11 protein-coding genes are annotated in these 15,779 nt (G+C 42.9%); 4 read left to right on the top strand and 7 right to left on the bottom strand.

Features of this window, described 5'->3' with window-relative positions; all coding sequences use genetic code 11:
* The first annotated feature begins 15 nt into the window (after window positions 1-15).
* Window positions 16-1,257 carry a gamma-DL-glutamyl hydrolase gene (pgdS, locus tag FB592_RS02625; RefSeq protein ID WP_141949247.1) on the top strand — a complete coding sequence of 414 codons (1,242 nt, stop codon included), beginning with the start codon at window positions 16-18 and terminating at the stop codon, window positions 1,255-1,257.
* Window positions 1,258-1,290: 33 nt separating this feature from the next.
* Here pgdS and ywtE read toward each other — a convergent pair whose 3' ends face one another.
* Together ywtE and tagT are read right to left on the bottom strand one after the other, a co-directional pair.
* Window positions 1,291-2,151, bottom strand: a complete 861-nt coding sequence (ywtE, locus tag FB592_RS02620) for a 5-amino-6-(5-phospho-D-ribitylamino)uracil phosphatase YwtE (RefSeq protein ID WP_021480751.1) — start codon at window positions 2,149-2,151, stop codon at window positions 1,291-1,293.
* A 155-nt stretch (window positions 2,152-2,306) separates the two neighbouring features.
* Complete coding sequence (gene tagT / locus FB592_RS02615) at window positions 2,307-3,275, bottom strand: polyisoprenyl-teichoic acid--peptidoglycan teichoic acid transferase TagT (RefSeq protein WP_141949246.1); 969 nt, start codon at window positions 3,273-3,275, stop codon at window positions 2,307-2,309.
* A 332-nt stretch (window positions 3,276-3,607) separates the two neighbouring features.
* On the opposite strand from tagT, the gene FB592_RS02610 reads away from it, so the two are divergent.
* Complete coding sequence (locus tag FB592_RS02610; RefSeq protein ID WP_070547904.1) at window positions 3,608-4,981, top strand: sugar porter family MFS transporter; 1,374 nt, start codon at window positions 3,608-3,610, stop codon at window positions 4,979-4,981.
* Window positions 4,982-5,017: 36 nt separating this feature from the next.
* On the opposite strand, the gene gerBC is transcribed toward FB592_RS02610, so the two are convergent.
* The 3 genes from gerBC to gerBA are packed head-to-tail and all read right to left on the bottom strand — an operon-like array spanning window position 5,018 to window position 8,702.
* The gene (gerBC, locus tag FB592_RS02605; RefSeq protein ID WP_141949245.1) at window positions 5,018-6,142 is read right to left on the bottom strand and encodes a spore germination protein GerBC; all 1,125 of its coding nucleotides are present in this window, start codon (window positions 6,140-6,142) and stop codon (window positions 5,018-5,020) included.
* Window positions 6,139-7,245: a spore germination protein GerBB gene (gerBB, locus tag FB592_RS02600; RefSeq protein WP_038829877.1), complete on the bottom strand. Its 1,107-nt coding sequence runs from the start codon at window positions 7,243-7,245 to the stop codon at window positions 6,139-6,141. Before gerBB ends, gerBC begins: the two co-directional genes overlap by 4 nt.
* Window positions 7,246-7,250: 5 nt before the next feature.
* The gene (gene gerBA / locus FB592_RS02595) at window positions 7,251-8,702 is read right to left on the bottom strand and encodes a spore germination protein GerBA (RefSeq protein WP_038829878.1); all 1,452 of its coding nucleotides are present in this window, start codon (window positions 8,700-8,702) and stop codon (window positions 7,251-7,253) included.
* A 265-nt stretch (window positions 8,703-8,967) separates the two neighbouring features.
* On the opposite strand from gerBA, the gene manA reads away from it, so the two are divergent.
* Complete coding sequence (gene manA / locus FB592_RS02590) at window positions 8,968-9,918, top strand: mannose-6-phosphate isomerase, class I (RefSeq protein WP_041850456.1); 951 nt, start codon at window positions 8,968-8,970, stop codon at window positions 9,916-9,918.
* A 129-nt stretch (window positions 9,919-10,047) separates the two neighbouring features.
* Window positions 10,048-12,690, top strand: a complete 2,643-nt coding sequence (gene lytD / locus FB592_RS02585) for a beta-N-acetylglucosaminidase LytD (protein WP_141949244.1) — start codon at window positions 10,048-10,050, stop codon at window positions 12,688-12,690.
* A gap of 38 nt (window positions 12,691-12,728) precedes the next feature.
* Here the strand turns inward: lytD and FB592_RS02580 are convergent, their stop codons facing one another.
* Window positions 12,729-14,588 carry a CDP-glycerol glycerophosphotransferase family protein gene (locus FB592_RS02580; RefSeq protein ID WP_015384814.1) on the bottom strand — a complete coding sequence of 620 codons (1,860 nt, stop codon included), beginning with the start codon at window positions 14,586-14,588 and terminating at the stop codon, window positions 12,729-12,731.
* 18 nt (window positions 14,589-14,606) lie between these two features.
* A complete protein-coding gene (locus FB592_RS02575; RefSeq protein WP_024571914.1) occupies window positions 14,607-15,776 on the bottom strand; it encodes a CDP-glycerol glycerophosphotransferase family protein in 1,170 nt (389 codons plus the stop codon).
* Window positions 15,777-15,779: the final 3 nt, after the last annotated feature.

Raw genomic sequence — 15,779 nt, 5'->3', positions numbered from 1 at the left:
GAGGAGATAATAAAAGTGAACACACTGGCAAACTGGAAGAAGTTTTTGCTTGTGGCGGTTATCATTTGTTTTTTGGTTCCAATTATGACAAAAGCGGAGATTGCGGAAGCTGATACATCATCAGAATTGATTGTCAGCGAAGCAAAAAAACTGCTTGGATATCAGTATAAATATGGCGGGGAAACGCCGAAAGAGGGTTTCGATCCATCAGGATTGATACAATATGTGTTCAGTAAGGCTGATATTCATCTGCCGAGATCTGTAAACGACCAGTATAAAATCGGAACAGCTGTAAAGCCGGAAAACCTGAAGCCGGGTGATATTTTGTTTTTCAAGAAAGAGGGAAGCACCGGCACTGTTCCGACACATGACGCCCTTTATATCGGAGACGGCCAAATGGTTCACAGTACACAGTCAAAAGGGGTTATCATCACCAATTACAAAAAAAGCAGCTATTGGAGCGGAACTTATATCGGAGCGAGACGAATCGCTGCCGATCCGGCAACGGCTGATGTTCCTGTCGTTCAGGAGGCCGAAAAATATATCGGTGTCCCATATGTGTTTGGCGGAAGCACGCCGTCAGAGGGCTTTGATTGCTCGGGGCTTGTGCAATATGTGTTTCAACAGGCACTCGGCATTTATCTGCCGCGATCAGCCGAACAGCAGTGGGCAGTGGGCGAGAAGGTAGCCCCTCAGAACATAAAGCCTGGTGATGTCGTCTATTTCAGCAATACGTATAAAACGGGAATTTCACATGCAGGCATTTATGCGGGCGCAGGCAGGTTCATTCAGGCAAGCCGGTCAGAAAAAGTAACCATTTCCTATTTGTCAGAGGATTACTGGAAATCGAAGATGACGGGTATTCGCCGATTTGACAACCTGACAATCCCGAAAGAAAATCCGATTGTTTCCGAAGCGACGCTTTATGTCGGAGAAGTACCTTACAAACAGGGCGGAGTAACACCTGAGACAGGATTTGATACAGCTGGATTTGTCCAATATGTCTACCAGAAAGCAGCTGGCATTTCCCTGCCTCGATACGCAACAAGCCAGTACAATGCCGGAACTAAGATTGAGAAGGCGGACCTGATGCCGGGAGACATTGTGTTCTTTCAATCAACAAGCTTAAATCCCTCCATCTATATCGGAAACGGACAAGTTGTTCATGTCACATTATCAAACGGCGTGACCATCACCAATATGAACACGAGCACATATTGGAAGGATAAATACGCAGGAAGTATACGGGTGCAATAAAAGAAAAAGACTCCAATCTCTGGAGTCTTTTCTTTATGCATATTGGCCTGAAAGAAGCTGGTCTATAAAGTAGGCCACACCATTTTCGTCATTGCTTTTTGTGACAAAGGTGCTTTTTTCTTTTAATTCATCAATCGCATTTTCCATGGCGATTCGGTGTCCGGCGACTTCAAACATGGACAAATCGTTTGGACTATCGCCGATCGCATAGATATCCTGTGTTTCAATTCCGTATATGTCAGCCAGCTTTGTTAACGCGCGTCCTTTTCCTGATGAGGCCGGCAGGATTTCGATAATATGTTTTCCTGAAGAAGTTTGCGCCAGTTTTTTATGATGCTTCAGTTCTTCCTTCGCTTGTTTCAGCTTGTCCATATCAAAGGAGAAGCAAAGAAGCTTATAAATGTTTTCACCGCCGTCAAAAACCGATTCGATATGAGGGATTGGTTTAATGCCAAACTGTTTGAATTGAGTCATGGCTCCTTGCCACAATTCATCCGTCTGCTCGTTTGGATTTGCGCTCTTTAGAATGTCAAGCTCCGCGTGCAGCTTAGCTTCGCCGTCAAAAGGAGAAAGCAGATGGTCATCTGTATATACCTCAAAATAAATGTTTTTTGAAAGTAAGTAATCAGCAATCGCTTTACCGGCTTCCTGATCCATTAATGTCCGGCTGATCAAACGGTAACCCGTGTCATGGATCGTACCGCCATTAGCTGCAATGATAGGGATGTCCAAGTCATTCAGCAGCGCTTTTACATCAAATGTCGCTCTTCCCGTGCAAATGGTGACGAGGATGCCGGCATCAACGGCCCGCTTGATCGCCTCTCTGTTTTCCGCAGAAATGACGCTTTCTTTATTCAGTAATGTTCCGTCTAGATCAATCGCAATACATTTCATATGTAGGGGAACCTCCTTAAAAATGAAGCTGCTTCGTGTAGTATGTTCAGCTTGCCTGTGAAACATAATCCATATAAATTAAGGCTAATCGTTACTTTGATAATTTTCAATAAGGAAATATGTAAAACGGGATGGCGTAATCGCCATCCCGTTCATTATACATCTAAATCGTTTTGCAGCTCTTCTTTAACTTCCTGCAGCTTTTGCTGATTCAATTTGAAATAATAGACTCCGGCAGGTTCATAATCATAACCCGTCAGCTGAATAGACTCAACTGATTTCAATGAAGTGATGAACGGGAACAGGCCGATGGCATCTTTAAGAGATAAGTTCATTTTTAAATTTTGCCCCATCGTATCCACAATATCATCATAAGCCGGAATTGAGCTCAATGATTTTGATTTATCTATAATGGCGCTCAGCACTTCCATTTGTCTTTGCCCGCGTAAAAGGTCACTGTCCGCTTTACGTGTTCTTACGTAAGCGAGCGCTTCTTCACCATCAAGCGTATGTGTTCCTTTTTGAAGAACGACTTTACCTTTTGTATCTTTTTTGATTTGCTGAATGACTTTATCGCTTTTTACCGTTACTTTGACGCCATTTAACTCGTTTACGACGTCTTCAAAAGCCGTGAAATTGCTTTCTACGACATAATCGACGGGAATATCCAGCATTTGTTCAACTGTTTTCACAGTCAGGTCAACTCCGCCGTAGGCGTGAGCATGTGTGAATTTATCATACCCGTGGCCTGGGATATTTACATAGGCATCACGCGGAATGCTCAGCATTTTAGCTGTTTTTTCTTTCCGATTAAATGTAACCAGCACATTCGCGTCACTTCTTGCCTGATCGACGGTCTCGCCGTTTTTCTCCCTGGCATCAATTCCTAAGAGCAATACAGAAAATGAATCTTTTCCAGGATCAAATTCTTTGATCCGTTTTACGGATTGTTCTCCGCGTGCAAGGCTGACGTGAGCTTCCTTAGAAGCATTGTTCAGCTTTACAAAAGCGTAGGCGCCGACAGAGCCTGCCGCAATGACTAGAAAAGCCATTAAACCGGCAACAACTTTCACCCATTTTTTTAGTTTTCTTTTTTTCTTTCTGCGCTGTGATCGTTCTTCCATATATCAATACCTCACGTTTCTTTAATATTTGAAGCGTACCATTCTATTTGCCATGGGGCAACTCCTCGAAAGACATTTTTCGATAAATATTCCTATATTTATAAGTTCTTGTTTTTGAAAATTGATAATGATGATGTGCTGAATCACCTTATATTGGACGCCGCAGCAGGTAAAATGTTTCAGTGACATTGAAAAAAATACAAGTAAATGATTGGAAAACCTATGATCAGCAAAATAAAAAGGTTTAATAGCCGGAAAAAGAGGCTAAAAGATTTCTAAAAAAATCCCACAGACAATGTCATTGCAGCTGATGGAGAAAGGGAGTCATTATTATGAAAAAGCAGTCAAATATATGGCTTTATTTTTTCGGAGCTCTTGGAGGCGCGTTATATGGCTATGATACCGGAGTGATTTCCGGAGCTATTTTATTTATGAAAAAGGAGTTAGGCTTAAACGCGTTTACAGAAGGTCTTGTTGTCAGCTCCTTGCTGGTTGGGGCGATATTAGGCTCAGGAGCGGCCGGCAAGCTGACTGACCGTTTCGGAAGAAAAAAAGCAATTATGGCAGCCGCGCTGCTGTTTTGTATAGGCGGTCTTGGTGTGGCACTGGCCCCAAATAAGGGAGTCATGGTGCTGTTTCGCATCATTTTGGGACTTGCAGTCGGAACATCGACGACAATCGTGCCCCTTTATTTATCTGAACTGGCGCCAAAACATAAACGCGGGGCGCTGTCATCGCTGAATCAGCTGATGATCACGGTCGGCATCCTTCTTTCTTACATTGTCAATTACATATTTGCCGATGCCGAAGCGTGGCGCTGGATGCTTGGATTGGCTGCTGTGCCGTCATTGCTCTTGCTCATTGGCATTTTGTTTATGCCGGAGAGCCCGCGCTGGCTGTTCACGAATGGCGAAGAAAGCAAAGCGAAGAAAATTCTTGAAAAATTGCGTGGCACAAAAGATATTGATCAGGAAATACATGATATAAAAGAAGCGGAAAAGCAGGATGAAGGCGGCCTGAAGGAGCTGTTCGATCCATGGGTGCGCCCAGCGCTTATTGCAGGTTTGGGACTCGCTTTTTTGCAGCAATTTATCGGAACGAATACGATCATCTACTATGCGCCAAAGACCTTTACAAACGTCGGATTCGGAAATTCCGCTTCGATTTTAGGCACAGTCGGAATCGGCACAGTCAATGTTCTCATGACATTAGTAGCGATTAAAATCATCGACAAGATTGGAAGAAAGCCGTTACTGCTATTCGGGAATGCGGGAATGGTGATCAGCTTGATCGTTCTCGCTTTAGTAAATCTCTTTTTCGATAACACTCCTGCTGCCTCATGGACGACCGTCATTTGTTTAGGTGTCTTTATTGTTGTCTTTGCAGTCAGCTGGGGACCGGTTGTGTGGGTGATGCTTCCTGAATTGTTCCCCCTTCACGTCAGAGGGATCGGAACCGGGGTATCTACCTTGATGCTGCACGTTGGGACATTGATTGTTTCATTAACCTATCCAATATTAATGGAAGCGATCGGCATCAGTTATTTATTCCTGATTTATGCGGCGATCGGTATCATGGCGTTCTTATTTGTCCGTTTTAAAGTGACAGAGACAAAGGGAAAAAGCCTTGAAGAAATTGAGCAGGACTTAAGAAACAAAAACGGGCAGGGAGGATCAGCTGGAAAACAGCAGACTGTCGGAACATAAAAAAGGGTGCGCGATCATGCGCACCCTTTTGATTGCTTACTTTCCCACCGTGCCAAAGTTAATGATTTTAAAAGAAATATCGTACTTAAAATCAGCCTCAGAAAATATTTCATCCCAATGCCCTTTTACTTTATTCCAGTAGTCAGGGTGTTGAATCCTTATGTGGTCTGATAAAAAGACCGGATCGGTTTTATACTCGTGCTGCAGTTTATCCATTACCTGCTTTACGTCTCGTTCAAGCTTTTTCTCAAAAATGTTCTCCAGCCTGTGCAAATATCTTTTGCTAAAGGAGTTTTCATTCGGGTTTTGGTCTTCTGTCAGGATGCCCTTTGTTTTAACAGAAATCTGAAAGACAGGCTTTCCGTTTTCAATGACGGGCTTAATTTTCGTTTTCGACTTTTTAATTTCAAACGTAATCGGATGTCCTTTATCTGTCGTTGGCATGACACCGCCTTGGATCGTCCCCATGACCCATGTCAGTGTTTGGGTTTCATCAGCTGAAAGAAACCCAACGAGTTTATTGCTGCCTCTTTTGATAACGCCTGAACCGTCATACTTGGCTTTTCCCTTTTGGTTTTTCACGGCTTGAATAAGATAACTGTACCCGTTCTGAGAGTATATAGATGCTCTGCCGATGCGCAGCGGTATGATAATCTTACCGTTATATCCGCTGTGAGTTGTCAAATCAATCAGTTTTTCTGAGGGCATCGGCTGCTGCTGATTGGGGTTTCCTTTTGTGAAAACATCAGCTGCATTCCCTCGGGCTGCCATCAAATAGCTGCTTCGCCGCAGCTCATCATCCCGGATAAAGTGGTTGAAGACTTGGTCTACATTTTGATTCCTCATCAGTTTTTCTCCCAAAAGAATCACTTTTAAATGATCGCTATAAACAGGAGGGTCCTTGATGGATACGTCACTGACTGCTTCCAGGATCGTTTTCCCGTAGGACGTCACATTAACAAATTCGGGTTTTCCGGATGATTGGCTGTCTTCGCTTTGGGGAAGAAGGTTTTGATACGTCAGTTTGTACTGGTGATCATCTGTCTCATCAATCGCCAGCCCTCTGGCAAAGGATAGTTTCTCAATATTTTTAACATCCCAGCACCCGCAGAGAACCTGCAGCATTAGAAACATGACTGCGAGTTTTGTTGCTGTTTTCATTGCAGCTGACTCCTCCCAAGTTTTTTCTGTACCCAGCTTAAAAGCCAGACGAAGAATGGAATTGCAATCACAATTAAGAAAGCATATCCAAGAAGCGTCCCGTAATAAAACACGTCATTCAAGTCCTTGGGATACATCGTTATGAAAAACGTCGCAACCAGCATTGCAGTCAGCAGCCAAGCATTGTTTTTATTTTTTAGATGAAAGATTTCCGTTAACCCGATATGGGCGCCTTTGAAGGATCCGAGCATACAGGTAAATTGCTGAGCTGTCCAGGTCAGCTGTAAGAACAAATCAAATCGTTCAATAAAAATACCCGGAACCTCTAATGCGTGGATGAGGGAAATGGTCGGCCATGTCACCGTTTTTGCCTCAGCCACAGTCATACAGCCAATCACAATGAACAAAGTAATGCTGTAGAACACTGTAGAAGTCCCGATCCCAAAAGCAACAGCCTTTTTCGCTTGCTTCGGATCTCTCATAAATGGGACGAGATAAAAGATGATTTCAAATCCTGAGAAATATAAAAGTGTTTTTGGGAATAAAGAGAAAAAACTTTGATAGCCTCCTTCAAAAACAGGCCGGATAAAATCGAACTGGAACAAGCGAAAGCTGAACATCAAAAGCATCATAAAAATAATAAGGGTTATAGGAAAAATATATGCGTATACTTTTGCAATTGAATAAACGCCTCCGCCCACATGATAGATGGCAACTGCAAGAAATATAAACACAACAACTGCCATTGGCGTGTTTTTCAACAAAAAGAATCCGACAACCTCTCCCAAAATCCGAGCTTGAAAGCAAACAATCCCAATGAAATATAGACAGATATATAAATTCAATAGAAAGCCGATGAATGTTCCAGCTACAATGCTGTTGAGCTTAAAAAGGGTTTTTTCGCTGTTTTTTTGAAGGAAAGGCAAAAAAAGCAGAACAATGATAATAAAAATAACGCCCTGCAGCAGTATCATAAGCCATCCGCTCGGACTGCCGGTTTCGGCAGCTGAGCGGGGAAGGGTCAGCACCCCGGCACCGATCAGTGTGCTGCTGATCATAATGAGCGTCTGCATAAATGTCAGTTTATGCTCTGATTTCCTCATAGCCATCACCTTTGTCTGATGTTATCTTCGGGATCGTTTCGTGTCGGTCTTCTTTTTAAAAACATCGTGGGAATACGGATGACTGTGTCTTTCAAATCCTGTCCAGGCTGCGCCATGATCGGGATAATGTAATCCTGTCCAAAGCTTTTCAGGCGCATGAGATGGCCGATCACAAACAGATAAACCATTATAACGCCATACATGCCAAGCGCTGTTGCACTTATCATAACCCCGATCCGAATGATCCGCAGCGGAAAGTTATAGGCGTATGAAGGAACGGTAAAGGATGCCAGTGCTGTGACAGAAACGACAATGACCATAAGCGCACTGACAATTTGTGCCTGAACAGCTGCCTGTCCGATGACGACCCCGCCGATAAGGCCAATTGTCTGTCCAATCGGCTTAGGCAGCCTTAATCCGGCTTCTCGAATCAATTCGATCGTAAAGATCATGATAAAGGCCTCTATAAAAGGCGGGAACGGTACGTTAAGCCTGCTGCCTGCAATGGAAATGGCCATTCTAGTCGGCAACAGCCCGGTGTGAAAAGAAACGAGAGAAATATACAGACCGGGCAAATAAATGGTGATCAGGATGCTGGAATAACGAAGAAGGCGTACAAGTGACATTGGGATCCAGCGCTGGCTGTAATCATCGGGCGAATGAATAAATTCGTCAACCGTAGCCGGTACAATCAAAGCAAACGGCGTACCATCCACTAATATGGATACTCGTCCTTCTAATAGAGCAGCCTCTACACGATCTGGCCGTTCTGTACTTAAAATCGTGGGGAAAATTGAAAATGGTTCGTCTTCAATCAGCTGTTCAAGCGTCCCCGATTCCGGCAAATTATCTATATTGACTGATTTCAGCCTTTTAAACACTTCTTTGACGACATAATCGGGGGCGATATCCTGAATATAAGCGACAGCGATTTTCTTTTTCGTCCTTTTTCCGAGTGTCATTTCTTTGATGACAAGATTAGGGTCACTCGTCCGTTCACGTATAAGCGCCGTGTTTGTCCGCAGTTTTTCAATAAATCCTATTTTAGGGCCGCGTTCCACGACTTCGGAGGAGGGTTCATCAAGACTGCGTGTTGCGACTGACTTTGTGTCGAAAGCTAATCCTCCGCGATAGCCATCAGCGAGCAAAATGGCTTGACCTGAAAAAACGAGTTGCTCTATTTCTTTCATTGTAGAAACAACGCTGTGGTGAAAGCCGAAAAAAAAGGCGGATAAGTCTTCAATCGAGCTTTCCTTATGGGCTAACGCCTCTTTTTGTAAAGGAGAAATGACGTATTGCGCCAGCATTTTATTCTCTGTCAGACCGTCAATATACAGTAAACACGCCTTTTGTCTGCTATCTCCGAAAGCAAATGTATAAAACATCATATCGTCGTTTTGTCCCAATGTTTTTTTCAGTGTGTTTAAATTGTTCTGGAGATCAGAGTCGATTTGCATAGTTTCTCTCCTTCGTAAACAGATTGACGGTTTTTATTAATTTGTATCAAAAAAGGAGAATTATTCTTATCGAGGAAAAGGCTGAAACAAAGCTTCTTTTCGACGTGATATAATAGATAGGAAGCGTTTTCTTTGAAGGGGTAGTGAAAAGATGATGCTTTGTACATATGTTGTCATCGGAAAAAAGACAGCTTATACGGGCGTTTGTAAGAGGGGCGCACCGGGAAAATGATGATCAGTTATTTACAGGGGAGGGGTACGGATCATGACGCAATCACCGATTTTTCTAACGCCTGTGTTTAAAGAAAAAATCTGGGGCGGAACCGCTTTACGAGATAGATTTGGATACAGTATTCCTTCAGAATCAACGGGGGAATGCTGGGCCATTTCCGCTCATCCAAAAGGACCGAGCACTGTTGCAAATGGCCCGTATAAAGGAAAGACATTAATCGAGCTTTGGGAAGAGCACCGTGAAGTATTCGGCGGCGTAGAGGGGGATCGGTTTCCGCTTCTGACAAAGCTGCTGGATGTGAGGGAAGATACGTCAATTAAAGTTCACCCTGATGATTACTATGCCGGAGAAAACGAAGAGGGAGAACTCGGCAAGACGGAATGCTGGTACATTATCGACTGTAAGGAAAACGCAGAAATCATTTACGGGCATACGGCCCGCTCAAAAACCGAACTTGTCACAATGATCAACAGCGGTGACTGGGAGGGCCTGCTGCGAAGAATCAAAATTAAACCGGGTGATTTTTATTATGTGCCGAGCGGAACGCTGCATGCATTGTGCAAGGGGGCCCTTGTTTTAGAGACTCAGCAAAATTCAGATGCCACATACCGGGTTTACGATTATGACCGGGTTGATAGCAACGGAAGTCCGAGAGAGCTTCATTTTGCCAAAGCGGTCAATGCCGCCACGGTTCCCCATGTGGACGGGTATATAGATGAATCGACAGAATCAAGAAAAGGAATAACCATTAAAACATTTGTCCAAGGGGAATATTTTTCGGTGTATAAATGGGACATCAATGGCGAAGCTGAAATGGCTCAGGATGAATCCTTTCTGATTTGCAGCGTGATAGAAGGAAGCGGTTTGCTCATGGATGAGGACAAAACATGTCCGCTCAAAAAAGGCGATCACTTTATTTTGCCGGCTCAAATGCCCGATTTTACGATAAAAGGAACTTGTACCCTTATCGTGTCTCATATTTAAACTTAATCTCACTTCGAGATTAAGTTTTTTTTATTAGAAAATGGAAGTGATTCACCTATAAATGAAGCATGCGCGTGCCGATAAATAAACTAGTTTTATATACTCATAGAATAAGAAAGAGGAGAAGGAATGAAAAAGAGACTAATCGCACCTATGCTTCTATCCGCCGCGTCCCTTGCCTTTTTTGCCATATCTGGTTCTGCCCAGGCAGCCGCGTATACCGACTACTCACTATATAAAGTAGAGCCGTCGAATACGTTCAGTACAGAAAGCCAAGCCTCACAAGCTGTCGCCAAACTGGAAAAAGATACTGGCTGGGATGCATCCTATCAGGCTTCAGGCACAACAACGACCTACCAAATTTCCGCCTCAGGCATTCATAGCGAATCAGAAGCGAAAGCAATACTGAGCGGACTCGCCAAACAGACATCGATTACAGGAACGTCAAGTCCTGTTGGAAGCAAACAGCCATATGTCACCATCTCTTCAGGTGCCATCTCCGGAGAAAAACAGGCCAACACTATCCTAGCAAAGCTGAAACAGGAGACGGGAGTGGCTGGCGCTGTAAAAGCTTACGGAGCAGCTCAGCCCTATATGAACGTCATGACATCAGACATTGCTGATGAGACAAAAGTCAAGGCGCTTATCCAGAGCCTGGCCAAGCAAACGGGGATTAAAAGCTCGTATCAGCCCATCACACACACGGTGTCTGTCACAACCATTCAGTCTGGCACAATCGTGGGAGACAGCAGAGCAGCGCAGATCAAAAACGCCTTCCAAAAGGAATCTGGGCTGCAGGCATCATTAAAGGAAACAGTGAAAGGGCAAGCCTATTATACGTTCACAACTGCTGCCATTTCAGATGAAGCGAATGCCAAGACTCTATTGCAGCAGCTGAAACAGAGCACTGGCATCACAGGCAGCTACAAGTCCATCAATCAAAAAACAACCGTTGAGTCATACAATGTCCAATCAGCTTATTTCAAAGGACTGAATACAGTAAAGGATGCCATCAGCCAAATCAAGAAAAACACCGGCGTATCCGGCAGTTATCAACAGGTTGGAAAAGACACATCATATACCGTGAATATGAAGGGTATAACAAAACAGCAGCTCCAAAAAATAGACACTTTCTTTAAAAAGAAAAAATGGCATTACACGTCATCCAGCGTCAAAAAAACGACAACGTCTGCAGCTTATCAAATCACGACGGCAAAGATTTTAGGCGAGCAGCAAGCAAACAAAGCAGCAGCCTTCTTTGCTCAGAAAAAAGTAAAAGCTGCAAAAACAGCAGCTGGATCAACAGCAGAAAATCAATATCAGCTCATCTCAGAAGAAACATCAGATCAAGCAAAGGTCACAAAGGGTTTGAACATATTAAAGAAAAATCAGCTGAGTGCTTCTGCGAAATCCGTCAAAAAACAAATAGCTGACACGTTTAAAATCACAACCGAATCTCTGCTTGATCAAACGAAAGTCAATCAGGCACTCACGTTTTTCAAATCGAATCATATATCAGCAGCAAGCCAGAAAACCGGTCAGACAGCTGCGAGCAGCTACCAAATCACAACTGAAGCTATCATCAGCCAAGAAGAGATTGACCGCGTTTTAACATTTTTCAAACAAAATAAAATCGCAGTCACAACATCAAAAACAGGCCAGACTGCATATACACAATACAAAATCGTGACAACACAGCTCAGCAGCAAAACAGCATTGAACAATGGGTTAACCTATCTTAAATCGAAAAGTGTAACCCCGAGCTATACAACGAAAAGCAATACGCTTTATAAAATCAGCGTAAATGAGCAGTTCACAGGCAATGATACAGCTGCTGCGGCATCAACGAAGCTAAAACAATTATACGGATGGACATCATCTATCGTGAAGATCAAAAACGGCCCGCAAATCATGAAAACAAATTACAATCTCTCGCTTCGTGATATGGTCCAAAAACAAATGACAGTAAGTCCGCAAACAGACGGAGCGGCTTACGTATCGCTCACGTACATTAATACAGCAACATCAACCGTTACGGCTGATGTACTAAATATCCGGTCAACGCCGGAAGTCAGCCCGACAAACGTGATCGGCCAATTTAAAAAAGGCGATAAAGTGAAAATCATCGGACAGATAAACGGCTGGGCTAAGATCAATTTGGGCTGGCGAAACGCAAGCAGTGATGAAGTAGTTCAATACGTGGATCCGAATAACTTTTCCAGAGACAGCAAATACTACTTCCAATTTCTCAAGCTGTCACAGACAGCGGGCCTCAGCGTTACTGAGGTCAATCAGAAAGTGCTTGCGGGTAAAGGCATCCTGACAGGGAGAGCAAAGGCATTTATCGATGCCGCCAATCAATATAGCATCAACGAACTGTATTTAATCTCACACGCTCTTCTGGAAACAGGAAACGGGACATCCGCCTTAGCCAATGGATTAACCTATAACGGAAAAACCGTATACAACATGTATGGAATTGGAGCATACGACAGCAATCCGAATTACTACGGAGCCAAATATGCGTACGAACAGGGCTGGTTCACACCAGAAGCGGCCATTATCGGCGGAGCTAAATTCATAGGCTCATCGTATATCCACAACACAGCTTACAATCAGGACACACTGTACAAAATGAGATGGTCAGCTACAGCGACACATCAATACGCAACTGACATCGGCTGGGCGTACAAACAAGTAAACCGCATGTACAGCCTGTATTCATTGCTGGACGGCTATACACTTTACTTTGATGTTCCGGAATATCAATAAAAAAAACACCTTTTGCGGCTGCAAAAGGTGTTTTTGATTTATCTTTTAAGAACTTTATCCTCTGATGGCTCTTCTTCCTGAGGGAAAACAATTTGATCGACGACTCGCTCACTTGCTTTTCCATCAAGATCATCGAAGAAATAATGAACAAATGAATCAATTTGCTCAAAGTTATACTTCTCTTCTTTAATGATCGAAATCATTTGCTCAGACGTTTTCGCAAGAGGGCCAGGAATAAAGTCAAAGTAATCGTAATAGAAATCACGTTTGCGAATATAATCATCTACATCATAGCTGAAGAAGATCATTGGTTTATTTAATAAAGCATACTCAAAGCAAACAGAAGAGTAATCCGTTATCAGAATATCTGTTACGAGCAATAGCTCGTTAATTTCCCTGAACGAAGAGAAATCATAAAAGAAATCGCTGTACTGATAAGGTATATTGGCATCGTTTCGTACGAATGGATGAATTTTGAATAAGAAGATATATTCATCCTTTAACTCTCGATACAGACGGTCAAAATCAAGCACTTCAAAAGGATAATGAGCTGATTGCTGACCGTTTCCGCGGAAGGTTGGAGCAAAAAGAATGACCTTTTTGTCCTTTAGAAACGGATATTCCGTGTAAAGGCGTTCTTTTACAAATGCCTTCTTCGCTTCATCAAAGAAAAAGTCTGTTCGCGGTACGCCCGTAGCAATGACGTTCTCAATGTCTACCCCAAAGCCCTCTGCGTAGTGCTTCCGTATATTTTCAGAGCTGACAATAACCTTCGTGTAGTTTCTATGGTTTTTCGAATGCGGTGACGGTCCTCCTGGCAGACCGATTCGGCTGTAGCCGAATGTCTTAAAGGCGCCGACAGCATGCCACAGCTGGACAAGGTCCGCATTTTTACGGATTTTTAACGGATAAATAATCGGATAAAAATCATCTATAAAAATGATTTTGCTTGTCGCAAAATGATAAGCCATCGACATCAGTTCAGACAGGCTTTTTCTATCTCGAATGCTGCTCTTTAAGAAAAATTTGAAATCAAAATTTTCTTCACGTTTCAGCAGCTCTTCATAAACAAATTCGAAGTTTCCTGTCATATCAAGCCGGCTGTCAGAAGCAAAGACAATTTTATTAGACTTAATTGGAAGCAGGCGGAATACATCATAAGCAAAATGGAATAAGCTTGTATTCAGCTTGCGCAAAAAGCGGTTTGCCTCTTTTCCAGTATCCAGCTCCAAAAGGCTCGGATCAATTTCCTGCAGTTTGTTGCAAGACAAATTAATCGTTTTTTCGCCCTCATCATAATTAACAATCAAATTGAACTTCATCAGCTTTTTAGCAGAATGAAATTCCATTTTTGTGGCATACACATCATTAGATAGGAAATTACTGACATTTCCGACTGTATGCACTTCCTGATGTTTTACATTTTGGTCATCTACAGCTTCAATCTCGAGAAACAGTTTATACTCGCCCTGCGGAAGAGGCTTGTCATTCATCAGCTTAGAAAAGTTAATCTGCTGTGAAAACCCTGCCCACTTATAGGCTCCAGGCACATTTGAAGTATCAATTGACAGCTTATCTACCGGAACATCCCGCAGTGAAACAGCTGTAAATAAAACACCGTTGTTCACCAATAATAAACGTTTTCGAACCTGATCCTCTTTTTGAAGCGGCAGGCCCTTGATATACATATAACCCGCAATTTTTAGGATTGACCCATTCCAAGAAAACTCAGAAATCTTTCTGACAGGGACTTGCTGGTTTTCTTCAATTCGCTTCGTTTTATCAAATAGAGAAAAAACCCTGTTATCAGCTGGATGGACAATGACAGCTGCATTTTCTTTTTGGGTTTTCTTTTTTGATCTGAAAAGTCTGTTCTTAATCTTTCTTGCCAGCTTCACTTTGTACCTCACTTTCTCCTAATCGGCACCAGATGTTAAAAATGATGAAATAAAATCGGCCACCCGCTCTGAAGATTTGCCGTCCTGATGGGTGATAAATGCCTGTGAAAAATCTTCAATACGTTTCGTATCAGCCTCGTGATCACTCTCGATATCGTGTACAAGCGATGGAACGTCTTTCGAAATCGGCCCGGGTACAAACGATTCAAACGGGTAGTAGAAATCACGTTCTTCCAAGTAGTCTTCTAAATCCGGACAGTAAAAATACATCGGACGTTTCAGCAGGCTGTACTCGAAAATAACTGAAGAATAATCGGTTATCAGCCCATCAGAGATTGCCATCAAATCGTACAAAGAGTACGAATCAGTTAAATCCAGCACAAAATCATCCTCTTCCGTGTGCGCATGTTTGCGCATATACGGATGAAGATGGAGGATCACGACATAATCTTTATGGTTTAGCGCCGATTTTAATTGTAGCAGATCAAGCGGTATAGCGTCACCCTCTTGATGATGTCCGCTGCCTCGAAAAGTAGGAGCATACAAAAGCTTTTTTTTATGCTTCAGTTCAGGATAAACCCGATGAAACTCATCCAGTACAGTGCGAATATGTTCCTTATGATAAAAATAATCCGTTCTTGGAATGCCGAGCGGCAAAATCTGCTTTTGCTCCATTTGAAAGGCTTCGGCGAAATGCGGAACGGCAGCGGGTGCACTGACAATGGCATAATCATAGTTTGAATGCACGGGAACAATCTTCAAATAATCAGAAGAAGGGCCGAACGGCTTGTTCACAATGCTGTAGCCAAATTTTTTAAACGCGCCGCAAGCATGCCAAAGCTGGATGGCAACAGTTTCCTTTCGTTTTGGCACAACATACAAAGGAAAATAATAATCATCCAACAAAAGCACGCGGCATGTTGCAAGGTGATATAACGAGCTGAAAAGGTGAAGCAAATATGCAGCTCGTCCAATCAGCCCCTTATCCATCTTGCGGAACAGCAGGGTGATGCGAAGAGACGGATCTTGCTTCAGCTTTTCATAGACACCTTTAAAATTATCACTTAAATGATCCTCACGATAGGAAGCTATGACAATTTTGTTGTGCTGTACTGGTAATAAAGCGCTCAATAGTTTATAAGCAGTGCCGAATACTCCTTTTACAATTCGTGTAAGGAATGTTTTCACTGT

The organism is Bacillus sp. SJZ110, from assembly GCF_006715455.1.
GTDB lineage: Bacteria > Bacillota > Bacilli > Bacillales > Bacillaceae > Bacillus > Bacillus subtilis.
The sequence above is the reverse complement of the archived record's forward strand: the minus strand, read 5'-3'. Positions and strand labels throughout refer to the sequence as shown.